Annotated in this window: 22 protein-coding genes; 13 read left to right on the forward strand and 9 right to left on the reverse strand. The window is 71.7% G+C overall.

The window, feature by feature from the left end; translation table 11 throughout:
* Positions 1-81 precede the first annotated feature (81 nt).
* Positions 82-1,350, reverse strand: a complete 1,269-nt coding sequence (locus ACFWPT_RS01695; protein WP_380478699.1) for an MFS transporter — start codon at positions 1,348-1,350, stop codon at positions 82-84.
* Between the two features lie 474 nt (positions 1,351-1,824).
* Here ACFWPT_RS01695 and ACFWPT_RS01700 point away from each other — a divergent pair, with 474 nt between their 5' ends.
* On the forward strand, positions 1,825-2,715 hold the full coding sequence (locus tag ACFWPT_RS01700) for a universal stress protein (protein ID WP_380478701.1): 891 nt from the start codon (positions 1,825-1,827) through the stop codon (positions 2,713-2,715).
* A 78-nt stretch (positions 2,716-2,793) separates the two neighbouring features.
* Here the strand turns inward: ACFWPT_RS01700 and ACFWPT_RS01705 are convergent, their stop codons facing one another.
* A complete protein-coding gene (locus tag ACFWPT_RS01705; protein ID WP_380478703.1) occupies positions 2,794-3,447 on the reverse strand; it encodes a GAP family protein in 654 nt (217 codons plus the stop codon).
* A 169-nt stretch (positions 3,448-3,616) separates the two neighbouring features.
* Positions 3,617-4,186: a TetR/AcrR family transcriptional regulator gene (locus ACFWPT_RS01710; protein WP_380478705.1), complete on the reverse strand. Its 570-nt coding sequence runs from the start codon at positions 4,184-4,186 to the stop codon at positions 3,617-3,619.
* Positions 4,187-4,257: 71 nt separating this feature from the next.
* Between ACFWPT_RS01710 and ACFWPT_RS01715 the strand changes: the two genes are divergently transcribed.
* The gene (locus ACFWPT_RS01715) at positions 4,258-4,743 is read left to right on the forward strand and encodes an FBP domain-containing protein (RefSeq protein WP_063351910.1); all 486 of its coding nucleotides are present in this window, start codon (positions 4,258-4,260) and stop codon (positions 4,741-4,743) included.
* 189 nt (positions 4,744-4,932) lie between these two features.
* Here ACFWPT_RS01715 and ACFWPT_RS01720 read toward each other — a convergent pair whose 3' ends face one another.
* Together ACFWPT_RS01720 and ACFWPT_RS01725 are read right to left on the reverse strand one after the other, a co-directional pair.
* Positions 4,933-6,150, reverse strand: a complete 1,218-nt coding sequence (locus ACFWPT_RS01720) for a hypothetical protein (RefSeq protein ID WP_380375763.1) — start codon at positions 6,148-6,150, stop codon at positions 4,933-4,935.
* 591 nt (positions 6,151-6,741) lie between these two features.
* A complete protein-coding gene (locus ACFWPT_RS01725; protein WP_380478707.1) occupies positions 6,742-7,995 on the reverse strand; it encodes an MFS transporter in 1,254 nt (417 codons plus the stop codon).
* Positions 7,996-8,194: 199 nt separating this feature from the next.
* Between ACFWPT_RS01725 and ACFWPT_RS01730 the strand changes: the two genes are divergently transcribed.
* Positions 8,195-9,070 (forward strand): amidohydrolase family protein, encoded by an 876-nt coding sequence (locus ACFWPT_RS01730; protein WP_380478709.1) that lies wholly within the window; start codon positions 8,195-8,197, stop codon positions 9,068-9,070.
* A 12-nt stretch (positions 9,071-9,082) separates the two neighbouring features.
* On the opposite strand, the gene ACFWPT_RS01735 is transcribed toward ACFWPT_RS01730, so the two are convergent.
* Complete coding sequence (locus ACFWPT_RS01735; RefSeq protein ID WP_380375769.1) at positions 9,083-9,985, reverse strand: alpha/beta hydrolase; 903 nt, start codon at positions 9,983-9,985, stop codon at positions 9,083-9,085.
* 42 nt (positions 9,986-10,027) lie between these two features.
* On the opposite strand from ACFWPT_RS01735, the gene ACFWPT_RS01740 reads away from it, so the two are divergent.
* A complete protein-coding gene (locus ACFWPT_RS01740) occupies positions 10,028-10,501 on the forward strand; it encodes a MarR family winged helix-turn-helix transcriptional regulator (protein ID WP_380375771.1) in 474 nt (157 codons plus the stop codon).
* Between the two features lie 528 nt (positions 10,502-11,029).
* On the opposite strand, the gene ACFWPT_RS01745 is transcribed toward ACFWPT_RS01740, so the two are convergent.
* Entirely contained in the window at positions 11,030-12,124 is a 1,095-nt protein-coding gene (locus ACFWPT_RS01745; RefSeq protein ID WP_380478823.1) for an FAD-dependent monooxygenase, read from the reverse strand.
* On the opposite strand from ACFWPT_RS01745, the gene ACFWPT_RS01750 reads away from it, so the two are divergent.
* From ACFWPT_RS01750 to ACFWPT_RS01775, 6 genes are all read left to right on the forward strand, one after another.
* Complete coding sequence (locus ACFWPT_RS01750; protein WP_380478711.1) at positions 12,032-12,655, forward strand: TetR/AcrR family transcriptional regulator C-terminal domain-containing protein; 624 nt, start codon at positions 12,032-12,034, stop codon at positions 12,653-12,655. The genes ACFWPT_RS01745 and ACFWPT_RS01750 overlap by 93 nt on opposite strands.
* A 108-nt stretch (positions 12,656-12,763) precedes the next feature.
* Positions 12,764-13,675 carry a phosphotransferase family protein gene (locus tag ACFWPT_RS01755; protein WP_380478713.1) on the forward strand — a complete coding sequence of 304 codons (912 nt, stop codon included), beginning with the start codon at positions 12,764-12,766 and terminating at the stop codon, positions 13,673-13,675.
* 240 nt (positions 13,676-13,915) lie between these two features.
* Complete coding sequence (locus tag ACFWPT_RS01760) at positions 13,916-16,591, forward strand: aldehyde dehydrogenase family protein (protein ID WP_380478715.1); 2,676 nt, start codon at positions 13,916-13,918, stop codon at positions 16,589-16,591.
* 5 nt (positions 16,592-16,596) lie between these two features.
* Complete coding sequence (locus tag ACFWPT_RS01765) at positions 16,597-18,312, forward strand: thiamine pyrophosphate-binding protein (protein WP_380478717.1); 1,716 nt, start codon at positions 16,597-16,599, stop codon at positions 18,310-18,312.
* A 25-nt stretch (positions 18,313-18,337) separates the two neighbouring features.
* Positions 18,338-19,615, forward strand: coding sequence for a beta-ketoacyl-ACP synthase II (gene fabF / locus ACFWPT_RS01770; protein WP_380478719.1), 1,278 nt, complete (start codon positions 18,338-18,340; stop codon positions 19,613-19,615).
* A 10-nt stretch (positions 19,616-19,625) separates the two neighbouring features.
* Positions 19,626-21,608: a condensation domain-containing protein gene (locus tag ACFWPT_RS01775; RefSeq protein ID WP_380478721.1), complete on the forward strand. Its 1,983-nt coding sequence runs from the start codon at positions 19,626-19,628 to the stop codon at positions 21,606-21,608.
* 33 nt (positions 21,609-21,641) lie between these two features.
* Here the strand turns inward: ACFWPT_RS01775 and ACFWPT_RS01780 are convergent, their stop codons facing one another.
* The gene (locus ACFWPT_RS01780) at positions 21,642-22,865 is read right to left on the reverse strand and encodes an RNA-guided endonuclease InsQ/TnpB family protein (protein ID WP_380375783.1); all 1,224 of its coding nucleotides are present in this window, start codon (positions 22,863-22,865) and stop codon (positions 21,642-21,644) included.
* A gap of 185 nt (positions 22,866-23,050) precedes the next feature.
* Between ACFWPT_RS01780 and ACFWPT_RS01785 the strand changes: the two genes are divergently transcribed.
* From ACFWPT_RS01785 to ACFWPT_RS01795, 3 genes are all read left to right on the forward strand, one after another.
* Positions 23,051-24,298: an aminotransferase class I/II-fold pyridoxal phosphate-dependent enzyme gene (locus tag ACFWPT_RS01785; protein ID WP_063351932.1), complete on the forward strand. Its 1,248-nt coding sequence runs from the start codon at positions 23,051-23,053 to the stop codon at positions 24,296-24,298.
* A gap of 117 nt (positions 24,299-24,415) precedes the next feature.
* Positions 24,416-24,658, forward strand: a complete 243-nt coding sequence (locus tag ACFWPT_RS01790) for an acyl carrier protein (protein WP_063351933.1) — start codon at positions 24,416-24,418, stop codon at positions 24,656-24,658.
* A 135-nt stretch (positions 24,659-24,793) separates the two neighbouring features.
* Positions 24,794-26,050, forward strand: coding sequence for an MFS transporter (locus ACFWPT_RS01795; protein ID WP_380375787.1), 1,257 nt, complete (start codon positions 24,794-24,796; stop codon positions 26,048-26,050).
* A 718-nt stretch (positions 26,051-26,768) separates the two neighbouring features.
* Here the strand turns inward: ACFWPT_RS01795 and ACFWPT_RS01800 are convergent.
* Complete coding sequence (locus ACFWPT_RS01800) at positions 26,769-26,921, reverse strand: hypothetical protein (protein ID WP_380478724.1); 153 nt, start codon at positions 26,919-26,921, stop codon at positions 26,769-26,771.
* Between the last annotated feature and the right edge of the window lie 13 nt (positions 26,922-26,934).

A 26,934-nucleotide genomic window follows, 5' to 3' on the forward strand; every position in this document is an offset into this window, starting at 1 on the left:
CCGGCGGATCCGGTGGCGCGGTGCTTGTGATGGGGTGCTTGTGAGGGGGTGCGTCGGGGTGACTGCGGCGGGGTGGAGGGTTCAGCATTTGCGGGACCGGGCGACCACGACCAGGAAGCCGAGCGCCAGCACGATCGGGACGGCGTGCGAGACGCCGACCACGGTCAGCGGGCTGAGCAGCGCCAGCAGCGATCCGCTCAGCAGCATCCCGGTGCCCATGCCGACGTTCTCGGCGGAGGCCAGCAACCCGAAGGCCTGGCCGCGCCGTTCGTCGGCGAGGGCCTGGATCCGGGTGGTGTACGAGATCTCGGTGAAGCCGTCGCCGAGCCCGGCACCGATCGCCGCCAGCAGGAACAGCGGGGTCGGCAGCCCGGTGAAGACCAGGATGAAACAGCCGGACATCAGACAGGTGCCCAGGGCGAAGGCGCGCTCGCCCGGTTCGATGCCCCGGCGCAGCAGGAGCCGGGAGACCAGTTGCTGGGCGCCGAGGTTGCCGACCGCCCAGGTGGCCCAGAACATGCCCAGCAGCGCGGCCGGGTTGCCGGGAGAGTGCTGGTTGGCGAAGACCGGCAGGCTGATGTTGTGCGCGGCCGAGCCGAAGGCGTCCAGCAGCCGGATCGCCGCCATCGCGCCGACCACCGGGGCGGCCCGCAGGACGATCAGCGCCTGCCACCGGCTCCCGCGCCGCTTCGTCCCTGCGGCGTCAGCGGGATCAGCCGAATCCGTGGCAGGCTGCTCGGCGGGCTCGGCCCGGGTGCGCAGCGGCAGCCGGAACACCACCACCGCGAACACCAGGAAGCTGGACGCGTCGATGAGCAGCGCCGCGCGGAACCCGGCCCAGGCCACCACCACGCCGGCGGAGGCGAAGCCGAGCACCATGGCGGCCGAACGGCAGCTGGCCATCAGGCTGTTGGCACGAGCCCTGCGCTCGGAGCCGACCATCTCCGGGATGCTGGTCCGCAGCGCGACGGCGCACACCGCGGCCGCGCCGCCGAAGACCAGCGCGAGCGAGTAGAGCACCGGGATACGTGCCGGGACCGGCGCGAAGGCCACCACGACCAGGGCCAGCGCCTGGGCCAGCGCGCAGCCCGTCATCAGCCGCCGCCGGTCGGTCCGGGCCACCAGGCGCCCGGAGACCAGCCCGCCGACGAGGCCGCCGGCCAGTCGGATGATCAGGTACCCGGCCGTGCCGAGCGCGTTCCCGGCCGCCTCGTAGGCGAACAGGCTGAGCGCCACCAGGTCGAGCTGGCTCCCGTACGTGGACAGGGCGTCGCCCAGTGCCAGCCGGTAGAACACCCGGGGCAGCTTGTCGGCGCTCTGGTGCGGTACTTGCTGTGCAGTGTCCGGCACCGGTCCCCCAGGCACGCCGTGTCGGTCGGTTCAGTGTGACATTGCACTGCAATCTAAGGGCGACCCCGCAGCAGATCAAGACCTTGATCGCCTGCTTGTCCGAAAGATCGCAAGTTCGGCCGACCCGGAACCATCTTTCCAGCCAGACTGGCGAGTTGGCGCCGGTACGCCCTACCGCCCGACCGCCGCGCGGGGGGTGCCGGGCGGGAGACCCGCCGGTGGACGACGGAGGACAGGGAGGCGAGCCGGGCCCGGACCGCCCGAGGCGCGACCCTGCGCCGGGAGGCGCCGGCCGCGGCTCCCGCCGATACTGGCTGGGGCGCCCGGGCCACGTACGGCCTGCGGGACGCAGCATGGACCACGGTCGCGGCGTCCGGCTCGACCGCCCCTTCCGGCAGGCGGTCGAAACGGTCGCCGCCGCCCTCGACCCACTGCGGGCCTGACCGGCCCGGACCCGACCGCTGGGAGGTCACCGTGAACGGTCCCGTCACCGTGAACGGTCCCGTCGCCGTGGACGGTCCCGTCGTCGCGGGCTTCGACGGTTCGCCGGAGAGCCTCGCCGCCACCGCGTGGGCCGCCCGGGAGGCGCTGCGCCGCGGGCTCGCCCTCGAACTCCTCCAGGCCTGGCCCTGGCCCAAGCGGGACTCGGTCGGCACCAACGAGGTGTACAACCGCAGCCGGGACGCCCTGGCCGCCCGCGAGGCGGAGCTGCGCGCCACGCACGCCGGCCTCCAGGTCTCCTCCCGCCAGGTCCCCGACGACCCGGCCAAGGCACTGGAGACCGCCGGCCGGACCTCCGCCGTACTCGTGCTCGGCTCCCGGGGGCTGGGGCCCGTGCGCGGCTTCCTGGTCGGCTCGGTGAGCCAGGAGGTGCTGCGCCGGGCCACCTGCCCGGTGGTGCTGGTCCGGGCCGGTGAGGGCGAGCAGGGCGCCGCCACCGACCCCGTCCTGGTGGGCGTCGACCTCGTACATCCGCCGGACGACGTCCTGGCGTTCGCCTTCGAGGCGGCCGCCCACCGCTCGGCCCCCCTGCGGATCGTCCACGTCTGGGCGCCACCGGCCGGCAGCGAGTACATGGCGTTCGACGCCATCGGAGGGCTGGAGAAGGAGCTGTCCGCCTCCGAGCGGACGCAGTTCGCCGAAGTCCTGGCGCTCTGGCTGGCCCGCTACCCCCAGGTGACCGTGACGTCCGAACTCGTCCGGGGCAACGCCGCCATCGTCCTGGTGGAAGCGTCGGAGACGGCCCGGCTGGTCGTCCTCGGCCGCCACGTCCGGCGGATGCCGCTCGGCGCCCACCTCGGCCCGGTGGCGCACGCCGCGATCCACCACGTCCGCTGCCCGGTCGCCGTCGTCCCGGACACCTGACCGGCCGCGGGGGTCCCCCTCACGGCCCCCGATCCGTCCAGGTGAGCGGGACCGCCGTGGAGGCGGCCTTCACGCCGGTCACAGCCCGCTGGCACCGTCGATGACGAGGAGCACCCCGATCACGGCGAGGACCACAGCGGTGACGGTGCTGTTATGGGTCTCCAGCCAGGTCCTGGCCCTGCCCAGCGGAGTGAGGACACGCTCCCCCCGCGCGATGTGGAGCAGCACGGGAAGCACGACGGTGGAGACGGCGAGCGCGGTGAACACCGCCACGGCGATGACCGTACGGGGCGGACCCAGTTCGGCGGAGCCGATGGTCAGCCCTGCCGCCGCGGACAGCAGGATGGTCTTCGGGTTGGCCCCCGACAGCAGGAGACCCAGCCGCAGGGCCTTGGCCGGCGTGGCATCCGTGAGGCTCCGTATCCAGGCCGGGGTCCCTTTCTTGCCGCCGGAGAGCCACTGCCGCCCGGCGAGCAGGACGAGGACCGCGCCGAGGACGACTTTGGTCCAGGACGCCCAGGTGGGGGTCTCCTCGCGGGTCTCGATGACGGCCGCGAGTGCCGTGAACGCGGACGCCGCCACGAGGATTCCGGCCGCCCACCCGGCCAGGAAGGCTCCGGCCGTGGCCCTGGGCCGGGGAGTGAACAGCAGGAGGAGCGCCGGCACGATCGGCAACGGCGACAACGCGATGGCCAGGGCCAGCGGCGCCACCTCGCTCAGCACGACGTTCACGGACCACCTTCCTCCCGCCGCTGCACAGGGCCCGGGCGGCCTGGTCGACCTCAATTCTCCCGCCGGACGGGCTCCGCCGCCCGCAGTCCCGGACGGGAACGGTCACCTGGCCGCACCCCGGGGCCGGCCCCGGCCGACGGATCCGCACGGAGCCGCGCGGAGCGGGCGGTCAGGCCGCCGGCCAGTTGCGCAGCAGTGCGTCGAGGGCGTCGAGGACGCGCGCCCAGGTGTCCTCGGTGCCGCGCGGGGTGTGCTGGAAGCTCCCGGCCCGTTCCAGGGCCACGTAACCGTGGAAGGTGCTGCCGAGCAGCCGGACGGCGTCGGTCTCGTCGGGTTCCGCGAGGTCGTAGCCGCGCAGGATCGCGCGCGTCATCTGGGAGTGCCGGACGCCGGCGCTGGCGCGCGCGGTCTCGGGGTCGAGTTCGAGCTGCGCGGCGGCGTAGCGACCGGGGTGTTCGCGGGCGTAGTCGCGGTAGGCGTTGGCGAAGGCGGCCAGGGCGTCCTTGCCGGCGCGTCCGGCCAGGGCGGCGGCGACCCGGTCGGCGAGTTCCTCGAGTGCGAGCAGGGCGATCCTGGTCTTGAGGTCCTGGGAGTTCTTGACGTGCGAGTAGAGGCTCGCGTCCTTGACGCCGAAGTGTCGTGCCAGCGCCGAGACCGTGACCTTGTCGAAGCCGACCTCGTCGGCCAGTTCCGCTCCCGCCCGGGTGAGTCGTTCCGCGTTCAGTCCTACGCGCGCCATGGCCTTCCCTCCGATCGACTGAGGCCATTATACATTTGCCTAATAGTCCTAGGTAATTTACGTTGGCTCCTATGAAGCCGTTGACCGAGCAAGAGATCCGCGCCGCCTTCGTGAACTGCACCAAGGGCGAGGCGAAGCGACTGCACATCCCCCGCGACCTGGCCGAACAGCCCTGGGACGACCTGGACTTCCTCGGGTGGCGCGATCCGCAGGCGCCCGATCGCGCCTATCTCGCCGCCGAGTCGGACGGCCGCGTGGTGGCGGTCGCGCTGCGCTCCTCCGGTGCCGCCTCCTGGCAGGCCCGGCGCAGCATCTGTTCGCTGTGCGTGACCACCCACACCGGGGGCGTCTCGCTGCTGGTCGCGCCCCTGGCCGGGAAGGCCGGCAAGCAGGGCAACTCCGTCGGCGCCTACATGTGCAGCGACCTCGCCTGCTCGCTCTACGTGCGCGGCAAACGGGAGACCGGCACCCGGCTGCACGAGTCGCTCACCGTCGAGGAGAAGATCCGCCGCACCGCGGCCAACCTCGCTGCCTTCGTCGCCAAGGTCACCGCGTGAGCCGCGGCAGGGCCTCACCCCGGGACGTCGTCCTCGCCCCGTGCCGGCTCCTCGCATCACCGGACACCGGGCCCGCTGCGGCGGGCCCGGTGTCCGTCTGAGCCGCACCTCACCCACGCTCCGGGATCAGGACTTCCGGCAGCCGTTGCAAGCCGTCAGCGCCCCACTGCCCACGGGCCGGTGCCGGTACTACATGCAGGCACCGGGGTAGGGGTTGGGCTGGTGTCCGGTGGTGAGGGGGGTTGCGGTGGTGGCGGCCGTGTCAAGGGTGTGGAAGAGGGCGCGTGCGGCGGCGCCGGTCACGGACATCTGGGTGGCGGCGGTGAGTTCGCTGCCGGTCATGGGGTTGTGGCCGGCCTGGACGAGGGCGCTCACGCCGTCGGCGCCGAAGGCCTTGACGGTGCCTTCGAGGTCGAACACCGGGATGGTGGTGGCACCGAGGCCGGTGAGCATTCTGATGTCGTTGACGACGGTGGTGAGGTTGTCGTACGGCGGGATCCCGGCATTGCCGATGGTGACCTGTCCCGCGGTGCCGAAGTAGCGCTGGATGTCGGTGAAGTAGGACGCCACGTAGCCGGATCCCAGGTCGATCCCGAAGGCGCGGTAGGCCTGAAGGAAGTACTGGTCGTAGCCGGTCGGCGGGAACGCCGTGATGCCGAGCGCGGCCTGCAGGGCGATGCTGCCGTTGTCGAGGTCGTCCAGCGCGTAGGGCACGGGCGAGCCCGAGATCCGCATCCCGTTCTGGTGCGCCCAGGCGATGGTGTCGGCGTAGGTGTGGATCGCGCGGCACTGTGCGGCGGGGTCGAGGCTGTTGGCGTTCAGCAGGGCGTTGAAGCCGGTCAGGTCCTTCTGGGTGAGGGCCTGGGCCACGGCCTGGTCGCCGGTGGGGGATTCCAGGTCGAGTACGGCCTGGGAGAACTGGAGGTCGTGGGCGAGCGACCAGACGTGGAAGTCCTCGACGGCGCTCTGGACGAGGGCGGCGTTCTGCTCGGTGTCGAAGGTGCCGTCCGACAGCGGCACGGTGATCCAGGCGCTGACCGGCACGCCGCGGGTGTTCGCCTGCTCGACCAGGGCCAGAGCGTCGGTGCGCTGGTTCTCGCCCGGCAGCGCGGGGCCGAAGTCCGAGCCGTACACGAGGTCGAGGTAGAGCGGGCTGTGGCCGGCGGCCAGGGTGTTCCACACGGTGTCGGTGAACGCGCTGAGGTCCCGCGGACAGGTCAGCGGGTCCTCCGCCAGACACGGCTGGACCTCCTGCCCCGCCCAGAACGCCACCTGCGCGGCGAGGGCCCGGCCGGCGGGTACGGCGGCGGCCCCGGCCGGCGCTGCGCCGGCGCTTGTGAACACCGAGCAGACGAGCGCGCTCGCGGCAACAAAAGCGGACGCCCTGGCGGACAGTGGATTTCTCATGGGTCTTCCTGTTCGCGGTCGTTGTCGGCGACGTGCGCCGTCACCGTCGGGCAGCGACGTCGAGAGAGGCGGGACTGGTCCGAGCGGGGCGGGCCCCTTCGCGACGGAGTCGGGGAGCGCGTCGCGAAGGACCGCTCCGGCCCCGGTGGAGGCGACCTCGGACGGGTCGGATCCCCGCGTGGCCGAAGAGGCGTCCACCGTTTTCACGTCCGGGCCGGGAGGCCCGGCCTGCCGGTGGGCGGGGCTCAGACCTCGATGAGGCCGAACCGCCCTCCGCTGCCATCGGCCAGGCAGACCAGCAGGTAGAACGGCTGGCGGTAGTGCCCGGTAGGGCCACCACACGATTCCTATCCCGACCTGGCCGCTCCCGCCCTCGCCAGGCACCTAACGGGTGACTACTCTCCGCAACATTGGATTGAACTGCCCCACGCTTCACGGAGTTCGCCATCGTGCCATCCTGAAGCCCACGGAAACCGTCCCGGCTGCGCGAACCGGCCCGACGGCTTCTCGCTCTGCGGGACACGGCGGCCGCCACGGGACGGTTGCCTGGTGTACGGGGAGGAGGAACACGCCCGGGCCGAAGGGGTGTGGTCAGCCGGCGATGTGCTCCGGATGGGCGGCGGGGGCCGGGTCGTGGGGCAGTTCGCGGTCTCGGGTCTCGGGGAGGCAGGTGGCGGCGATGGCGGCCAGGACGTAGGCGAGCCCCGCGAAGAGGGCGATGCTCGCCGCGAGTCCGAAGCGTCCGGAGAGGTAGCCGACGAGGGCGGGGAACGCGGCGCTGACGATGCGGCCCAGATTGTAGCAGAAGCCCTGCCCGGTACCCCGGACGCGGGTGGGGTACAACTCCGCGAACAGGGCGCCCAGTCCGCCGGGGATCCCGGCCGAGAAGAACCCGAGCGGCGCGCCCGCGATGAGGGTGCCGAGATCGCCGAGTGGCAGCAGCAGGTAGGGAACGAGGGTCACGAGGCAGCACAGGGCGAAGAGGACGACATTGCGACGACGGCCGATCCGGTCGGAGAGCCACCCGGAGGCGAGGTAGCCGAGGAACGAGCCGGCGATGAAGACCGCGAGGTGCCCGCTGCTGCTCATCACCGACAGGTGCCGGGTGGTGTGGAGGTAGGTGGGCAGGAAAGTGGTGAGGGCGTAGTAGCCGCCGTGGCTGCCGAGCCCGAGCAGGGCGCCGAACACGGTGATCCTCAGCAGGCCGGGGCGGAAGATCTCCGTCGGCGACGCCTTCTCCCGCCGCCGCTGGTCGGCCGTGGGGTCGGCGATCCCACGGCCGAGGGCGAGCACCAGCAGGGCGGGCAGCACGCCGAGCCAGAACATCGCCCGCCACGCCCAGGCCTGCGGCAGGACGGTGACCAGCACCGAGTAGGCGGCGAGGGTGAGGGCCCAGCCGACGGCCCACCCGCTCTGCACCGCCCCGAGGGCCCTGCCCCGGTACCGCGTGGTCACGTACTCGCTGATCAGCACCGCGCCCGCGGCCCACTCACCGCCGAAGCCGATGCCCTGCAGGCAGCGGAAGGCCAGCAGGGACTCGAAGCCGTTGGCGAAGCCGACGAGCGCGGTCGCCACCGCGTACCAGGCGATGGTGAAGCGCAGGACGGCCACCCGGTCCCACCGGTCGGAGGCCGCCCCGGCCAGCCAGCCACCGAGCGCGGTGCAGACCAGGGTGACCGAGGAGGCCAACCCGCCCTGGCCGTTGGTGAGATGCCACAGCGCGGTGAGGGTCGGCAGCACCAGGCCGTAGATCTGCGCGTCGGCCCCTTCCAGCGCCCAGCCGCCGAAGGTGGCCCAGAACGCCCGTCGGCCCGCGGGCGTTGCCGAGCGGTACCACTGGCGCATGCTCGCTCCTTACCTGAGGTCCGTGCGGTGCCGGAGGGAACCAACGACCGGCGCGGCGCAGCGGCAGCGCCTCCGCGGCACCGGCCACCCTGAACGTGAGCACGTCAGTACGTCGTCGAACATGCAGGCCAATATGACAGTCAGTCAGGTGAAGGTCCAGGGGCCCCCGGACCAGAGGCCCCCGGCCTACCATCCGCGGGTGATCTGCGAATCGGCCGAGTCGGTGCAGCCGGTGGAGTCGGTGGAGTCGGTGGACACCCACGCCCACGTATTCCACCGCGGCCTGCCCAGGGCCGACCGCCCCCGCTACGTGCCGGAATACGACGCCCTCCCGGCAACGTACCTGGCGCTGCTCGACCGGCACGGCATCGGCGGCGCGGTCCTCGTCCAGCCGAGCTTCCTGGGATCGCGCAACGACTTCCTGCTCGACTGCCTGGCCCGGCACCCAGCCAGGTTCCGCGCCGTCATCGTGCTGGACCACGACCGGCCCTGCCGGCCGGACGCGCTCGCCCCGCTCGCCCTCGACGGCGTCGCGGGCATCCGCCTCAACCTGATCGGCCGGCGGGTGCCCGACCTGGCCGGGCCGCACTGGCGGCAGGTGGCCGCACTGCTGGCCACGCGCGGGCAGCACCTGGAGGTGCACGCGGCGGGCGAACAGTGGGCGGCGATCACACCCGCCCTCCGCAGCTGGCCGTCCCCCGTGGTGATCGACCACCTCGGCCTGCCGGGCGCATCCGAGGGCACCGGCCGCGCGGTACTGGATCTGGCCACGCGCGACCACGTGTGGATCAAGGCCTCCGCGCCCTACCGCTGCGGGCCCGACGCGCCCGACGCGCCCGGCCGCATGCTGCGGCGCGTGCTGGAGGAAGCGGGCCACCAGCGCCTGCTGTGGGGCAGCGACTGGCCCTGGACCCGCCACGAACACAACAGGACGTTCGCCGACTGCCTCGCCTGGCCGGCCGCGCACGTCGACCCGTCGGTCCTGCACGCCGCCGTCACCGTGAACCCGGCCCGGCTGCTGAACTGGTCCCCCCGGCGAGGAGGGCCTGGAGGCCGGCAGGCAGGCGGCCGGTGAGGGCGCGGGGCGTCAGGGAGTGGCGATGCGCTGGGTGAGGAAGAGGGCGGCGCGGTCGAGTGCCTGGTCGGCTTCGTCCAGGGTGCCGCCCGCGAAGGCCTGGAAGACGTGGGGGGCGTCGGCGGTGATGTCGAGGATGACGTCGACTCCGGCGTCGCGTGCGCGGGTGGCGAGGCGGGTGGAGTCGTCGAGGAGGATCTCGTTGGCGCCCACCTGGATGAGGAGCGGGGGGAAGCCGGTCAGGTCGGCGAAGAGGGCCGGGCTGAGGAGGGGCTGCTCGGGGTCCTGGCCGGCGAGGTACATGGCCCCGGTGTGCGTGACGGCCTCGCGGGTGAAGATCGGGTCGATGCCCTCCTTGGTCGTCATGCTCTCCCCGCTCCGGGTGGCGTCCAGGCCCGGGGAGAAGACCACGATCGCGGCGGGCAGCGGCAGGCCCGCGTCGCGGGCGGCGAGGGCGGTGGTGACCGCGAAACCGCCGCCGGCGGAGTCCCCGGCGAACGCGATGGCGGACGGGTCCAGGCCGCTGTCGAGGAGGGCGCGGTAGGCGCTCAGGTTGTCTTCCAGGCCAGCCGGGAACGGGTGCTCGGGGGCCAGCCGGTAGTCCACCGAGTACGCGTCGAGCCCGGTCTTCGAGACGAGCTGCGCGGTCAGCGACAGCGCGGTCTCGGGAGAGCCGAAGACGAAGCCGCCACCGTGGAAGTACAGGATCGTGCCCGGGCGCGCGCCGTTGTCCGGTGTGACGTGCAGGGCGGGCCGGGCGGCGAGCGCGGTCTGATCGGTGCGGACGTCGTCCGGCACGATCATCGTGTCCATGAGCGCCCTGAACCCGGCGCGCAGCTCCTCGACGGAGCGTTGGCCCTCCGGTCGGGGCCGGCGGAGCATCGCGTCGATCTTGGCGAGCTGTTCCTTGCTCATCTGCGTTCCTCCTATGAAATGGCTTCCTCTACACTATATGCCGTGGAATATACATCGGATGGCGCCGCCGACCTCCAGGGATTCTTCGCGGATCTCGTCCGCTGCGAGACACGCCTGTACAACGCGCTGAACGACCGCCTGCGCGAGCGGCACGGCATCGTGACGTCGCAGTTCGAATTCCTGCGGTTCCTGCGCGAGCACCCGGGGGCCCGGGTGGCCGACCTCGCCGCGGAGTTCGCCATCGGAGCCGGCGCGACCAGCAAGGGCGTCGACCGCCTGGAGAAGCAGGGCTGGATCGTCCGCCAGGCCAACCCGGCGGACCGCCGGTCCTCACTCCTGGCCCTGACCGACGACGGCTCCCAGCTCCTCGCCGCCGCCGAGGCGACCTTCACCGCGGGCCTGAGCGAACTGGTCGAAGGCACCCTCGACCAGTCCACGACGGCAGCCGCCGCCCTGGCCCTCCGCCGGCTGCGCTCCGCGCTCGAACGCGACCAGATCGGCACCCCCACCGGCTGAAAGCCCAAGCCCGGTCAACTGTTCGCCTACGCGCGGCCCGGCGGCGCCGCGCCCTTCCGCCGTCACCTTCGGCGAAGGCCCTGCTGGGGTTGCCTCCGCGGCCGGCAAGGCGCAGGCTGGAACTGTCCCCTGGAAGCCGTGTAGGGCGAGAGCCCCACGGAAAGCAGGGAGCTCGGGAGCATCACCGCCCCATCCGGAGGAGCGGCCCCACCCCGAGCAAACCCGGGTGAAACGAACCGTCCGATCCGACTGCGCACGGACGGAGGCCCCAGCGGGGGTCGCTCTCGGAACAACATCACGCCGCGTCGTACGCGACGCTCCGTCCGGCCAGTGAGCACGGACGGCACCAACGCAAGCATTGCAGGCGTCAAGAACGAGAGTGTAAGTCGCAGGAGCAGTAGAGGCCCCCTCCTGGTAGAGGGGGCCGACGCCTGCGCCGGGCAGGCCTCGACGCACCGCGCGAACAGCGGCACTCGCGGCTGCTTCAAGCCGTCCCCTGTCGGCCTCGGTGTCCGTTCGGGGCAGGGCTCAGCCGTCCAGTGAGAGTGCGTTCTTGGCGTGCGCGACGGATTCGTCCGAGGCGGGCCCGCCGGGGTTCTCAGTGGCCAGGGCCTGGTTGAGGGTGACCAAGGGGCGCATCCGCCGCTCGTAGCGGGCATATGCGGCGCGGTGGTCGCCGCCGGCCCGGGCAAGGCAGTCGGCCAGCACGTGGGCGCCCACGAGGGCCAGGCTGGTGCCCTGCCCCGAGACAGGGGAAGGGCAGTAGCCGGCGTCTCCGAGCAGGGTCACCCGGCCCCGCGACCACGGGTCCATGCGGATCTGGGCCATGGCGTCGCAGTAGAAGTCGGGGGCCTTCCGGGCGGCCTCGGCCAAGCGGGTCCCTTCCCATCGCATCGACGCGAGCTTGTCCACGACGAGCTGCCGGAGGGCGCCGCCGCCGCGGAGGTCGTGGGTGAGGGGGGCGGACTCGAAGCCGAAGGCGATCCTGAGTTCGGTGTTGTCGCGTACGGGCATGATGCCGAAGCCCGCGTCGCCGTCCCGCAGCCACACCTGCCAGTTGTCCAGGGCGAGGAAGTTGTCCGCGCTGAACACCGAGAGGCAGCTGCCCAGGTGGTGGGCGAAACGCTTCTCCGGCCCGAAGGCCAGGCGCCGTACGGTGGAGTGCAGGCCGTCAGCCCCGACCACGAGGTCGAAGCTGCGGGACGGTCCGTGCGCGAAGTCGACACGCACGCCGGTGTCGTCCTCGTCGAGCGCGGCGATGCTGTCGCCGAAGAGGTACTCGACGCCTGCGCGCGTGTGCTCGTACACCATCCTCACCAGGTCCTCGCGCAGCACCTCGATGTCTTCGCTGTCGAGCCGTCCGCTGCTGAAGGTCGCCTCGGTGGAGCGGTCGACCTCGCGGCCGTCGGGGCCGAGGATCGACATGCCGCGCATCCGGGTCCGTACGCGGCTCGCCTGGTCCAGCAGGCCCATCCGCTCCACGACTTCCAGCGCGACACCGCGGATGTCCACGGCCTGTCCGCCGGGGCGTTGGCCTGGAGCGCGTTCGACGACAGTGGGCGCGAAGCCGTGGCGGCGCAACCAGTAGGCGAGGAGTCCTACCCCGCGGACGCCCCCGAGGATTGGCGTACCCGCATCGAACTGGGCGCCCGGACCCTGTGGAGCCTGTACCGGCAGCACCCGTGGCTGGCCCAGCTCGGTTCCCTCACGCGCCCACTGCTCGTGCCCAATCTGATGGTCCACGGCGAGTGGGTGCTGAGCGCCCTCGACGGCCACGGACTCGACCCCACGACGCTGTTCGACATCCACGTCCTGCTCTACAGCCATGTCCAGGGCCTGGCGGTGCACCTGGAAATGGAGGCGCACGCCGAAGCCGCCACGGGCCAGTCGGAAGACCAGTGGATGGACAGCCTCGCCCCCGCCCTCCAGGAACTGGTGGAATCCGGCCGCTTCCCGGCCTTCACCAGGGCGGTCGGAGCCTTCGAGGACGGCTACGACCTGCGTCTCGACGCGCTCTTCGAATTCGGCCTCAAGACACTCCTCGACGGCCTGACGTCCATCGTCGAAGGCCAGGAAGCTGTCACGGGCGGTACCGCCGCGATCGGGGGACCTCACCGTCCGGCGGCATCGCGGCGGCCTGCGGCTGACCGTTGACCGTCATGCCGCCGAAGTCCTTTGCGCGTGCTGCCGCCCGGATGATGAGGTGGAACGGTGACCGACCATGACGAAGCGTCAGCCGTCCGACCGTTGACACTGGCTTGGGTGAGCCGGCACCTGAAGGCCGGCGAACGGATCGTCGGAATCGAGGCGCTGCACGGCGGCATCACCGCCGAAATGCGGAGGCTGACCATCGGCACGCGGGACGGAGGCACCCGCGACCTGGTGCTGCGGAGTTTCGTCGACCCGTCCTCCGTGGAGCGCGCCGAGGACTGGCTGGGCAGGGAGGCCGGCGCCCTGACCCTACTGGCGGGGACCGGCGTGCCGGCTCCCGCGCTGGTCGCGGTTGATCCGAGCGCCGCGCAGTGCGAGTATCCGTCGCTCCTCATGACACATCTGGCGGGCCGGACGGTCCTCGACGACGAGGGGGTGGAGGCGCGTCTCCCCCTCCTGGCCCGTCAGCTCGTGGCGATCCACGCGCTGCGACCGGCCGAACGGCCCCGGGATTATGTGACGTTGACGACCGCCGACACCGTCGTGGTGCCGAAGGACGCCGACGCGGCGGCATGGGCCGCGGCGATCGACGTGATCCGCAGGCCAGTGCCGCCCGGTGAAGGGCGGTTCCTGCACCGGGACTTCCAACCCGGCAACGTGCTGTTCGACGTACCGCCCCCGGGGCCGGCTGGTGCGCGAATCACCGGCGTCGTCGACTGGGCGGCGGCCTCCTGGGGCCCGGCGGATCTCGACGTGGCGCACTGCTCCACCAATCTCGCGCTGCTGCACGGCCCGGCGTGGGGTCAGCGGTTCGCCGAGGCGTACGAGGAGGCCGGCGGGGTGCTGGCCGCGACCGCGAGCGAGCGGCTGTACTGGCGGGTGCGGGACGGACTGGCGTGCTCGGAGGAAGTGCGGTCGGTGGCGCAGCCCTGGCGGGAGGCAGGGAGGGCGGAGCTGACGACACGAGCCGTGGAGCAGCGGCTGGACACCTACGTCACCGCCCTGGTGGATGCCCTGGGCTGAGCCGAGGCGGGCCGGAGCGCGGCCCGGGGTGGCGGGGCCAACCTCGCCCTCAATAGCCATATAAAATTATTTCTATTGAGAATACCTCAATCCTCATATGCCCCTTTCGTCACTGCACACCCAATCACCCTGCACAGGTAGCGGAATTTCGTCGAAGCACTCGACACCGTTCTGCAGTTATGGGACAGTCAATTTGAACCACCTGGTTTTGAGGAGCACAAGTTGCCCGTTTCCAGGAGAATGATCTCGCCCGACGGGCGCATCTGGGAGACCGACGAAATCGTGGCCCGCGTATTCGCCGCCACCGAACTTCTTGCACGCCGTGGCGTCGAACCCGGTTCGCGGGTGATGATGAGCGGGGCCAATTCCCCGGAATGGGTCGTCGCGCTGCTCGCGCTCATTCACCTCGACGCTTCGGTGGTCCTGGCCGATCATCGCGCCACCCCGTCACAGCGGTCGAAGATCCGCGCCCAGGCGCGCGTGGTGCTCGAAATCGGCGACGGTACGGGCCGCACCGCCGCGCCGCGCCCCGCTTCGGACACCGCGGCCGTGCCCGATGTCGCGAGCTGGGCACGGCGCCAGGACGCCGCGATCTCCTGGTCGTCGGGTACGACCGGCAGCCCCAAAGGCATCGTTCGCTCCGGCCGTTCGATTCTGGACAACCTCGCGCTCAGTGCGGAACGCATGGGGTACCGGCCTGACGACGTCTTCCTGCCCATCCTGCCGTACTCCCACCAGTACGGTCTGTCACTGGTCCTCTGCTGGTGGCTGGGCGGAGGCACGCTCGTGGTCTACGGGCCGACCACGCGCCTGGACCATGCGCTCGCGGTCGGCGTCGACCACGGCCTCTCCGTCGTCGACGGGGCCCCGTCGACCTACTACAGCCTGCTCAACCTGCTCGACCGTCGCCCGGCCCTCGTGAACGCGCTGGAGACGGTACGGGCCTGGTGCGTGGGCGGCGCGCCGCTGGGGAGCAGCCTGGCGGCCCGGTTCCACGCCCGCACGGGCCGGCACCTGCTCGACGGCTACGGAGCGACCGAGGCCGGAAACATCGCGCTGGCGCCCCCGACCGATCCGGTCGGGTGCGGCACGCCGCTGCCCGGTGTGGTCGTCGAAGTCCACGACGACCATGGCAGGCAGCTTCCCCACGGCCGGCTCGGCGAGCTCGTCGTCCGCAGTGACGGCCTGATGACCGGCCACCTCGGCGCCGACGGTGAGATCGTTCCGGTTTCGAGCCCCGTTCACCGCACCGGCGACATCGGCCTGGTCGACGACGCCGGCCGCGTCTTCCCGGTCGGGCGCAAGCACGCCGCACACCGTGACGGTCACACGCTCTATCCCGACCACCTTGCCAAGCTGGCCGAGTCGGCCGGCGCGCAGACGGAGGTCGTCGCGGTCCCCGACGCGCGTCTGGGCTGTCGCCTGGTGTTCGTGATCGCGGACCCGGACGCTCACGAGCCCGCGCACTGGAAACGGCTGCTGCGCCCTGTGCTCGCCCGCTACGAGCAGCCCGATCACATCGTCGTGCTTCCCTCGCTGCCCCTCACGAACACGGGAAAGCCCGACCGGGCCGTTCTGGAGAAGATCGCCATGAGCTCGCTGTCCGCATCGCCCAGGACGACCACCGACGTCACCGCGTCCGACCCGACCACCGACCCGACCACCGGTGCGGCCGCCGGTGCGGCCGCCGGTGCGAGCGGCTACTGCATCCCCTTCGCCGACCGGGTCGACGCGCTGCGCGCAGTGCGCCGGTACGTGGCCGAAAACGAGGACGCGGTGATGGGAATCCTCACCGAGATCTCGCCCCACCACACCGCCGGCGCGGAGATCCGCTCGTTCCTCGCCACCCTGGACGGAGCTGAGGAGGAGATCCGTCGCGTCCGGCCCGGCTGCGTGCCTCGGGTCGCGGTCTTCATGCCCTCCAACATGCCGCTCCATTCCTACGCGCTCTACATGCTCATAGCATCCCTTTACAGCGAAAGAATCACCTTTCGGCCGTCCTCCGAGATCAAAAGCCAGGTGCAGCGCCTGCACGACCTGCTGGCACCGGTTCACGGCCTGCCCATCAGCCTTTCCGAGCTCAGTCAGCGCAAATTCGTGACAGGGCCGGTACGCGAGGCGGACCTTGTCGTCTTCACCGGCAATTACGTCAATGCCGAGACCATCCGCGAGGGGCTGGCGGAAGACCAACTCCTCCTCTTCTTCGGTAACGGCATCAACCCCTTCGTGATCGCACCCGACGCCGATCTCACCCGCGCCGTGCACGACCTCACGAGGATCCGGCTCTACAACTCGGGCCAGGACTGTTTCGGTCCCGACGTCGTGTTCACGCCGAAGGGCCGCACCGAGGACTTCGTCGACCTGCTGTCCGCCGAACTGGCTTCGCTGCGATTCGGACGGAACGGCGACCCCGCCGCCGACTACGGCCCGATCTTCTACGACTCGGCGCTGGTGAACTGCTCGGGCTACCTGGTGCACCACGCACGTCGCATCCGGCACGGCGGGCGCATCGACCTGCCGTCCCGCAAGATCGAGCCGACCGTGCTGCTCTGGGGCTTCGACGACAAGATCCCCCTCGAAGAGATGTTCGCCCCGGTGTTCAACGTCGTGGCCTATCCCAGCGCGAGGCTGTTGCGTGAGCGGCTGTCGAACCCCTACTTCAGCGAGCGTGCGCTGGGAGCGATGGTCTACGGGAACGATCCGCAGACGGTGGATGTCCTGGCCAGGCGTCACCAGACCTGTGTCGACCACACGCTGCTCGACGCCGAGGACGGCAACCGCCCGTTCGGCGGATTCGGGATGCGGGCGAACTACATCTCCTACGGCGGCGAGCGGCACGCCGAACCGCTGCTCATGTCGCAGGCCGTGGCACAGACCCTCCCGACGGCTGCCCCCGTCACGGTGAGCGGGGAGTGAACCAGGTGAGCAAGGTGAGCCAGGTGAGCCAGGTGAGCAAACGGTACGCCGACGCGTGGTCCGCGATCGTCGACCTGCTGGTGGCCAACGGGGTGGACACCTGCTTCGGGTTGCCCGGCGACGATCTGGAGCTGCTTCGCGCCCTCGACGCCGCCGGACTGGACCTCGTGCCGTGCCGTGACCAGCGCAACGCGATGTACATGGCGACCGGTTACGCACTGCAGTCGGGCCGGCTCGCCGTGTGCGCACTGGGCAAGGGGCCGGCTGTCACACACGCGGCCACGGGACTGCTCGAAGCGCGGGAGTCCGGTGCACCCGTGCTCGTGCTCGCCGCCGGCGTGCCGGAACGCCGCCGGGGCAGCGGCGGATTCCAGGAACTCGACCAGGTCGCCGTGACAGCGCCGCTCGTGCGGTGGGCACACCGGGTGGGGCATCCGGACCGGGTCGTCCCCGCGACGGTGACGGCGCTGACCCGGGCTCTGGGGCCGCCGCCCGGACCCGTGTACCTGGAGGTGCCCGATGACGTCCGCACGACGGAGGTCCTCGTCACCGGAGCATGGCCGACGCTGCCCGAACCACTGGTCCTCGAATCCGTTCCCGTGACGCCCGGGCCGGCCCTGGCGGCGATCCGCGAGAGCCGGCGTCCGGTGGTACTGGTGGGCGGCGGAATGCGGCACCGCAACGGCGGCGGCGTGGTCGAGCGCTTCGCCGAACGCCTCGGCGCGGCGCTCTTCACCACCGCGTCCGGCCGCGGTGCCGTCGACGAGCACCACCCGCTGTTCTGCGGCGTGGCGGGCCTCTACGCCGCGGCCCCCGCCCGCGAACTGTGGTCGTCCTGCGACCTGGTGGTGTCACTCGCCGGGCGACTCGAGGAGACGGTCGTCGAAGGCGGAACACCGTGGCCCCCGGTCGCGGTGGTGCAGGTCAACGTGGATCCGGGCGGCCTGTCGGCCGAGTTCGCGGGCCCGCGGGTGCTCGGGGACGCCCGGCACGCCGTGCTCGGCTGGTCGCGGGCGCTGGAGGAAGGCGGCGAGGCCGAACGCGCAGCCGCGACCGAGGTGTGGGCGAACAGGATCGCCGACGCCCGCAAGGCCATGTCGCTTGAGGTGGAGGAGGAACTGGCCCGCGCGGCGACACTGCCGGGGATCCGCATCGCCGAACTGCTCGCCGCTCTCGATGCCACCGCCGGCGAGCCCCACGTGCTGGTCCAGGAGAACGGGCTGCAGGACATGTGGTCCTACGGCTTCCCCTTCCACGTCGGTGGCGGGTCCATCGTGCCGTCGGAACAGACCCCCCTGGGCTTCGGAGCGGCCGCGGCCATCGGGGTCAAACGGGCCGCCCCGGACCACGAGGTCACCGCGTTCATCGGGGACGGAGCGTTCCTCGCGGCCCGCGCGGACATCGCCGTCACCGCTCCGGCCCACGGCGGCGTGCTGTACGTGGTGCTGTGCAACGGCGGCTACGGCTGGCTGGACGCCCAACGCGCCCGCCTCGGCCTCGACGCCGAACGCCACCCCTTCGCCCGCCCGGGCGCGCCGCCGCCCGTGGTGGACGGTCCGGACGTCCACTGTCGAGTGCTGCGCGACAAGGCCGCGCTGACCGCTGAGATCCTTGCCGCGCGGCGATTCTGCTCCCGGGGAGGCACGGCCGTGCTCATGGTGCCGGTCGCGCCCGACGACATCCTCCCCTGCATCCGCGACGCCGAGGTGGTTCCCCAGTGACGAACGCAGCCGAGGTGGTTCCCCAGTGACGAACGCAGGAGAGCGGGGCGACGCCGGGCGCAGCCGGCCCCGGCGCCAGGTGGTAGTCACCGGGTACGGGGCGGTGACGCCGCTCGGCCACAGTGTCGGCGAGACCTGGACGGCGATGCTCGCCGGCCGCAGCGGCATCGCCACCGTGGACGCGATCGACGTGACCGGTCTCGGAGTCCGGATCGGCGGCCAGGTGCGCGGCTTCACACCCGGCCGCTACATGCCGCCGACGGTCAGCCGCCGCGCCGACCCGTACGCGCAGTACGCCCTCGCCGCGGCGCTGGAGGCGTGCGAGCACGCCGGACTCGTCGTCGACGACCACCTGGCGCCGCGGGTCGCCGTGATCATCGGCAGTGGCTACGGCCCGGTCGGGTCGATCTACCGCGCCGCGAACATCCTGCGCGACAAAGGGCCGCGGGGCATCAGCCCGTTCACCCAGGTCACCACCGCCATGGACAGCGCCGCCTGCGAGATCAGCATGCGTCTCGGCACCCAGGGGCCCAGCCGGGCCCAGAGCACGGCGTGCGCCAGCGGCGCGGACGCGGTGGGCGCGGGGATGCGCATGATCGGCAACGGGGAGGCGGACGTCGTCCTGGTCGGCGGCGCCGACGCCTGCGTCACCACCGTCGACCTCGCGGGCAGCGGCAACGCCCGCGCGCTGTCCAGGCGCAACGACGACCCGACTGCGGCGTGCCGGCCGTTCGACGCGCACCGCGACGGGTTCGTGATGAGCGAGGGAGCCGCCGTGGTGGTGCTGGAGGCCGCCGAGGTGGCCGACCGGCGAGGGGCGACGGCTCTGGCCGAACTCGCGGGTTACGGAGCGAGTTCCGACGCTCATCACTGGACCGCCCCGCACCCGCAGGGGCGGGGCGCGTGCCTCGCCGTCGAGGCGGCGCTGCGCGACGCGGGGATCACGGGGGCGGACGTGGACTACGTCAACGCGCACGGCACCGGAACGGTGCTGAACGACGCCACCGAGACGGCCGTCCTGCGCAAGGTGCTGGGTGATCGTGTCACCCGGATCCCGGTCAGCTCCACCAAGTCGATGACGGGGCACATGATCGGTGCCGCCGGAGCGGTCGAGCTCGTGGCCTCGATCCAGGTCCTGCGCACGGGTGACGTCCCGCCGACCATCAACTGCGACGAGCCGATCGACCCGGACATCAACTTCGTGCCGCACCGGGCGCAGCACCACGAGCGGATGCGGATCGCTCTCAGCAACTCGTTCGGCTTCGGCGGCCACAATGCCGCTCTCGTGGTCCGAGCGGTGTGAGGGCCCGGCCGTGGACCGCCTCCCGGAGCCGACCCCGAGCGCCGCCGCCGTCACCCGCAGCGGGCCGCTGACCTGGGTCCAGCAGTGGCACTGGTTCGAACGCACCATTCCCGCAGCACGGCGGGTGAACCCGACGCCGCTCGCCGACCACTGCCACGTCCCGCCCCCGGCAACCCTCGCCGACGTCCACGTGGCACTCGCCTCCCTCACCGCCCGTCACGAGGCGCTGCGCACCACGGTCGACCCGCTCCGCCCGATCCAGCACGTCCACCACGCGGACTGGGCCCCGCTGCCGGTCGACCACCTCGACGTCCCCGCCGTCGATGCCGGCACCCTGGAGGCCGCCACCGCGGCGCTGGCCGCCCGCCCGATCGATCCCGAGCGGAATCCGCCCTGGCTCGCCAGGGTGCTGCTCGTGGCGGGAAGGCCGCGTGCGGTCCTGCTGGCCGCCCACCACGTGCTGATCGACGGCTGGGGGCTGGCGGTACTGATCAACCAGTTGCACGACCAACTGCACGATCAACTGCGCGGCGTCGGCGCGCCGGCGGAGGCGCCCGTGCACCCGCTCGACACGGTCGCCGCCCAGCCCCTGGAACGCGCCCGCGCGGCGGAGCGCGAGTGGCTCGCGCGTCGCGCGAGCAATCCGACCGGCGTGCTGGCCCCGTTCGGCGGGGCCGACGACGGCGCCGGGCGCCACCGCCTCCAGCACCGCTCGGTGGGTGCGTACGACGATCTCCACCGCGTCGCCCGGCGCCATCGGGTCAGCCCGGAGGTCGTCGTGCTCGCGGCGCTGGCCCACGACGTCGCCGGCCGCACCGGTGAACACCGGTTCCTCGCGTCCGTGGTCGTCTCCAACCGGGCCCGGGCCGCTCTGCGCAACAGCGTCGGCGTCCGGGCCCTGACGGTTCCGGTGCAGATCGACCTCCGCCCGGGCGCGGCGTTCGGCGAGGTGGTCGCCTCGGTGGCCGCCGCCTCCGCCGCCGCCTACCGGCACGGTCAGTGGCGCCCCGCGGAACTGGTCGCCGCCGAGGCGCGGATGCACCGTCGCCTCGGTGTCGTGACCGTACCGACCATCGAGTACAACTGCTACTCGTGGCCGCGCGACTACCTGGTCCCCGGGTACCCGGCCCCCGCGCACGACACTTTGCCGGACGCGTCCGCCACCTGGATCCGCAGCGCGCCCGACGAGCCCTGCGACACGCTCTACGTCGACCTCAGCCTCGACGCGGGGTTCGTCACCCTCGATGTCACTGTCGGGGACCACCTGCTCGACGCCGGGCAGGCCGTGGCGTTGCCCGTCCGTCTGTGCGCCTTCCTGCGCGCGCTCGCCGGCGGTGCCGAGTGCCCGGTTCCGGCGCGCCCGCTGACACCGGCCGCCTCCGGATGGTGGCGCGCCCCGCAGGGGTGGGTGTGCCCGGCCAAGGTCGAGGACGTGCTGCGCGGCCATCCCGGAGTGCTCGACGTGACGGTGGCGCCCAGCGGGGACGCCGCGGGGCAAGGCGAACCGCACCTCGTCGCACACGCTCGCACCGCCCCCGATGTCACCCCCGAGGACCTCCACCGCCACGTCCTGGACCACCTCGACGAAGTGCCCGGCATCGCGGCCCCGGGCCGCTACGTCCTGTCCCCGGCCGGCCCCGGATCCGGCCGGTCCTCCACCCCCACCACCGACACGGGAACGCTGCGGATCCCGTCTCGCCCGCCCACGACAGACGCCGAACGGGCGCTGGCCGCCGCCGTGGCCGCTGTCACACCCGGCGGCCTGCCGGGCAGCCCCTCCGACAGCCCTGACGCCGTGGACATGAACCGTTGCCTGGCCGACCACGGAGTCACCCTGGTCGCCGTCCCCCGTCTGCTGGCGCTGCTCCACCGGTTCGGCTTCACCGGTATCGCGTCGGACGAACTGGCCGGAACGGCCTCGCTCGGCCACCTTGCCACCGCCCTGGAGCCCTCACCGCCCCGCGCCCATCGTGGAGGAGAGACATCGCCTTGACATCCTCCCCGCCCTGAAGGACGGGGATTCCCCTCAGCCTCGCGGCTGAGCCGCTGCGCGTGAGCGCGGCGGTGGGACCACTTCCTGCTTCATCGACGACCGCCCGCCCGGAGTGCTCCGTTGAGGTCTTACACCGTCTCCACAGGCTGCAACCGCCAGTCCGGCGGCCAGAATGTTGATCGCCGCGTTGACGTCCCGGTCATGGGTCGTCCCGCAGTCACACGTCCACTCGCGGACATCGAGCGGCATCCTGCCCCGCAAGGTGCCGCACGCCGAGCACAGCTTGGACGAGGGGAACCAGCGGTCCACGACCACCAGATCCCGCCCGTACCAGTCGGCCTTGTACTCCAGCATGGACCGCATCTCACTCCAGCCCGCGTCACTGATGACGCGGGCGAGCGTCCGGTTCTTGAGCATGTTCCGGACGGCCAGATCCTCGATCACGATCGTTTGGTTCTCACGAACGAGTCGGGTGGTGAGCTTGTGCAGGAAGTCCCTGCGCCGGTCGGCGATCCGGGCATAAGCCTTGCCGACCTTCAACCGGGCCTTGGCCCGGTTCGCCCCGTCGCCCCTGGCCTTGCGGGCAAGGTCGCGCTGGGCCCTGGCGAGGCGTTCGCGGTCCTTGCGCTCGTGCCTCGGGTTGGTGATCCTCTCTCCGGTGGAGAGCGTCACCAGCGCGGTGATACCGGCGTCGATGCCCACGGCCCTGTTGACCGGCTCGGGCATGGCGGGCCGGTCGACGCACAGCAAGGAGACGAACCAGCGCCCCGCCGCGTCCAGCGACACGGTGACCGTGGTCGGCACCACCCCGTCCGGCAGAGGACGGGACCACACGATGTCAAGCGGCTGACGCATCTTCGCCAGCGTGAGCCGACCGTCCCGGTACCGGAACGCCGAGCTGGTGTACTCGGCGCACTTACGGGACTTCTTCCGCGACTTGAACGTCGGGTACCCGGCCCGCTTCTGCCAGAAGTTGGCGAACGCCCCCTGCAAGTGCCTGAGCGCCTGCTGCAACGGGACGCTGGACACCTCGCAGAGGTAGGCCAGCCCCTCGACCTTCTTCCACGCCGTCAGCATCGCAGAGGTGGCGTTGTAGCCGACCCGCTCCTGACGCAGCGTCCACGCCTCCGTGCGGGCCTGCAACGCCATGTTGTAGACCTTCCGCACGCACCCGAACGTGCGCGACAGCTCAGCCGCCTGCGAATCGGTGGGATAGAAACGGTACTTGAACGCCCGCTTCACATGGGTGGCCGCCACAGATCACACACTATCGCCACCGCGTGCGACCACATGACGGGTCATCACCTACCAGGACCGCACACCGCCTCGACGGCGCCCCGCCCACCCCTGGCCCTCCCCCAGCCCTCGACAGGCGGTACCCCCATGACGGGCGATCCATTTCCTCCCCCGGCCAACGCCAGGGGTATCCACGGAGGTATCCGATGACCGCGTCCCGCACCGCCGGCCCGTCCGCGGACCGCCTGGCCCCGTGGGCCTTCGCCGCCTTCGTCGAGGCGAACACCCACGACACGGCATACCGCCCGCCGGTGGTGGACGGTCCGGTCGGGCCGACCATCGTCCGCAACGGCCGCGAGCTGGTGAACTTCGCCAGCATCAGCTTCCTCGATCTGGAGCGCCACGTCCCGGTACGGCGTCATTTCGCGGAGGGGGCGCTCGCCCACGGCCTGAGCACCAGCGGGTCCAGGATGACCCAGGGGATCTGCCGCCCGCACCAGGTGCTGGAGGCGACGATCGCCCGTCACACCGGCAAGGAACGAGCCATCAGCTTCGCCACGGGGCTCCTGGCCAACATCGGGTTCGTCCACGCCATGAGCAGTTCCGCGCACTTCGACGCCGGGATCGAGGTGCGCAACCACGACACCGTGTTCGTCGTCGACCGCGACGTCCACTGGAGCATCTGGAAGGGCCTCCAGGGACTTGACTACGGCCGCAACGTCCACGCGTTCCGGCACAACGACGTCTCCGACCTGGCACGCGTCCTGGACCGGGCCCGCACCCGCAAGACCGTGGTGATCGCCGAGAGCATCTATTCGGCCGACGGCACCATGGGGCCGATCGTGGAGATCCTCGACGAGTGCGACCGGCACGGCGCCGTCAGCATGATCGACGATGCGAACGGCTTCATGGTCTACGGACCCGAGAACCGTCCCTACGCCCGGGAGGCGGCCGCGATCCGGGAGCGGGCCGACTTCGTCATGGTGTCGCTGTCGAAGGCCATCGGTCTGGAAGGCGGCGCGATCGCCGGGCCGGCGGCGGCCATCGACGCCTTCGAACTGCTCTCCGGCACCTCGATGTTCACGGCCGCCATCCAACCGCCGACCGCCTACGCCGCCGACCGCACGATCGACGTCCTCGCCGGCACTCCGGGGATCGTCGACGACTACCTGGCGCATGCCGCCCGCCTTCGCCAACAGATGCACGAGGCCGGCACGGCGACGACGCCGACCGAGTCGTACATGCTCTCGGTGCCGATCGGAAGCGACGCCGCCGCCCTGCAGATGCGGGAGTGGTTCGTCGAGGACGGCTACCTCGTCCCCGTCTTCTCCTACCCGGCCGTCTCACGCAACCAGGCGCTCCTGCGCCTGTTCCCGCACGCGGGCCACACCGAGGAGCAGCTGGACGGCTTCCTGCGCACCCTCCTCGCCTACCGGCGACGCCTCGGGCTCTGACGTCCCCGCCGAGGCCAGCCGCACCGGGGCTCGCCCCACCGAGGCCCGCCGCACCGGGGCTCCTCACCGACCGATGATCGACGCCGACCCCATCCCCATCCCCAGAGAGAGGAACCCGTGGTGGACTACATCGACATCCTCAACGCCATTGCCGAGATCGTCGAGGAGGTCCTCGGCATCGACTCCGCCGAGGTGAGCGCCGAGACGTCGTTCACCGACGACCTCGACGTCGACTCCCTGGCCATGATGGAGATCGCCGTGGCGGTCGAGGACAGGTTCGAGGTGAAGATCCCGGACGACCGGGTCACGGGGTTGAGGACCGTCGGCGACGCGGTGAACTACGTCGCCGAGCACCGGTGACCGCCGCCGGGACGGCTCTTCGATGGGGGCACCCACGTCGCATAGTGACACCCGGCGCCGGACCCGCCGGCGTTGCCGGTGGGCCGCCGCCACGCCATGGCTGATGCCCCGTACCCGAGCCCCGGAGAGCCACCGATGACAACGGAGCCGACTGCCCCGCCCCTTCCGCGCGAACCGCTCGGCGATTCGCACCTGCGCCGCCTGATCGTGGGTCAAGGGCTGGCGGCCGTGGTCGATGCTCTGTTCATCGTCTGGCTCACGCTCTTCGTGCTCGACCTGTCGGAACCCGGAATCGCCACGGGGTTGGTTCTGGTGGCCGTGGCGCTGCCGCGAGCGGTGCTCCTGCCTCCTGCGGGAGTACTGGTCGACCGCCTCGGTCCCGCCCGTGTCGTGGCCGGCGCCGCCTGGCTCCGGGCCGCCGTCCTGCTCGCCCTCGGCGCCCTGGTCACCTTCACCTCACCGTCGTTGACGACGGTCGCGCTGCTCGGCGGCCTGCTCGGCGCCGCCGACGCCGCGTACTTCCCGGCGGCCCTGGCGTTGCTACCCGCCGTCGTGCCGACCGACAAGCTCTCCCGGGTCAACGGGCTGGTGCAGGGCGCGGAGTCGGGGGGCGACCTGGTCGGCCCGGCGGTGGCCGCCGGATGCATCGCCGCAGTCGGCTTCGCCGCGACGCTCGGTGGGATCGTGGCGATGGCCGTGTTGGCCGCCGTCGTCCTCAGCACGCTGATCCGGGTGGTACGACGTGGCGAAGGTGCCGGGGTCGACGCCGGTCCGGCCGCCGTCGACGGCGAGCAGTTCAGCAGTGCGCGTGCCCTCGGCGTGGGCTTGGGATACGCCTGGCACGAACCACTGGTGCGAGGGATGCTGGCCGCCATCGCCCTGATCAACATCGCGGTCGTGGGCCCCGTGCTGGTGGGCGGCGCGGTGCTCGCCGATCAACGCCTCGGCGGCGCGGGATCCCTGGGCATCCTGCTCTCCGGTTTCGGTGCCGGCTCACTGGCCGGCTCGCTGATGGCCGGGTGGCGGCCGCCCGCCAGGCGCGGCCGGACCGTGGTCGGCGGTGTCGCGGCGATCGGCGCAGGCATGGCCGCACTCGCCGCCGTCACCCACGTCGTCGCCGCAACCGCCGTCGTCTCGCTGATCGGCCTCGGATCCGGGTTCCTCGGAGTGGTCGTCGTGGCCACTCTGCAGGAGCGGGTGCCCGAGCAACTGCTGGGCCGAGTGCTCAGTCTCGTCGTGCTGGCCACGGTGGCGTTCGACCCGTTCTCCTACGTGATCGCCGGCGCCCTGCTCCCCTACGGCACCACGGCCCTGTTCCTGGTCTGTGGCAGCGCCGTCCTGGCGTGCGCCGGCCTGGTCGCCACGAGCCCGGCGATCCGCTCCCTGCGTTGACCGTGTCGATCGCCGGTCACCGGGCCCGGCAGAGGCCCCCGTCGGCGAAGATCTGCGCGCGGTCTCGGCACGTGGGTCGAGGCGAGTCTCTTCGAGTGAAAAACCGAGGCAAGGCCGCCTGAGCGGCGCTTCGCCGACTATTGAACGGTCTTCCGACCATATGTTTAACTCCGGCGCTCACAGCGGCGGTGCTCGTGCCAGGAGTGCAATCCCACGTGCCACAGACCACGAAGCCAAGAGGACCAGTCATGCGCTCCAGCCGCCGCGCTCTCGCCGCTTCAATCGTGGCGGCCTCCGCCTCAGCCTTCGGCCTGGCCCTCTTCTTCACGGGCGGGACGGCCCAGAGTTCCGATACCACCCAGGTCCGCACGGTCAACGCCCTCGGCACCTCGCAGAGCGAAGCCGAATCATCCTGGTCACCCTCCACCGATCCGGACTCGGACGACTCGGTGCCCCGTTGCTTCAGCTACGGCGGCCCCTACTGCGGCTGGGTGAGAGCCTACTGGGGCGGCTGCGACAGGGACTGGGGCCTGAGCTACGGGTTCAAAGACCCCGACGTGCTCTGCCCCCACGACCCCCGCCCGAGCCCCTCGGCCTCGGCCAGTCCCTCGGCAACGTCGAGCGCCTCCGCCAAGCCCAGCCCCTCCGCCAAGCCCAGCCCCTCAGCCTCACCCAGCCCGTCCGCCACGCCCAGCGGCGCTCGGCCACAGCCGGCCCCTCAGCCGTACCCGAGCCGCTCGGACGAGTTCAGCCCCTCGGCCACGCCCAACCGCTCGGACGCGCTCAGCCCCTCGGCCACGCCCGCTTCCTCGGCCGCACCCAGCCCCTCGGCCACGCCCAACCGCTCGGACGAGCTCAGCCTCTCGGCCACACCCAGTCTCCCG

The sequence above is a fragment of the Kitasatospora sp. NPDC058478 genome (assembly GCF_042720345.1).
Lineage (GTDB): Bacteria > Actinomycetota > Actinomycetes > Streptomycetales > Streptomycetaceae > Kitasatospora.

Bases quoted from the DNA above. Each gene is read 5' to 3' on its own strand.
- ACFWPT_RS01710 (WP_380478705.1), bottom strand. From the start codon at position 4,186: ATGGCGCGCGTAGGACTGAACGCGGAACGACTCACCCGGGCGGGAGCG.
- ACFWPT_RS01715 (WP_063351910.1), top strand. From the start codon at position 4,258: ATGAAGCCGTTGACCGAGCAAGAGATCCGCGCCGCCTTCGTGAACTGC.
- ACFWPT_RS01720 (WP_380375763.1), bottom strand. From the start codon at position 6,150: ATGAGAAATCCACTGTCCGCCAGGGCGTCCGCTTTTGTTGCCGCGAGC.
- ACFWPT_RS01725 (WP_380478707.1), bottom strand. From the start codon at position 7,995: ATGCGCCAGTGGTACCGCTCGGCAACGCCCGCGGGCCGACGGGCGTTC.
- ACFWPT_RS01735 (WP_380375769.1), bottom strand. From the start codon at position 9,985: ATGAGCAAGGAACAGCTCGCCAAGATCGACGCGATGCTCCGCCGGCCC.
- ACFWPT_RS01760 (WP_380478715.1), top strand. From the start codon at position 13,916: ATGATCTCGCCCGACGGGCGCATCTGGGAGACCGACGAAATCGTGGCC.
- ACFWPT_RS01785 (WP_063351932.1), top strand. From the start codon at position 23,051: ATGACCGCGTCCCGCACCGCCGGCCCGTCCGCGGACCGCCTGGCCCCG.
- ACFWPT_RS01795 (WP_380375787.1), top strand. From the start codon at position 24,794: ATGACAACGGAGCCGACTGCCCCGCCCCTTCCGCGCGAACCGCTCGGC.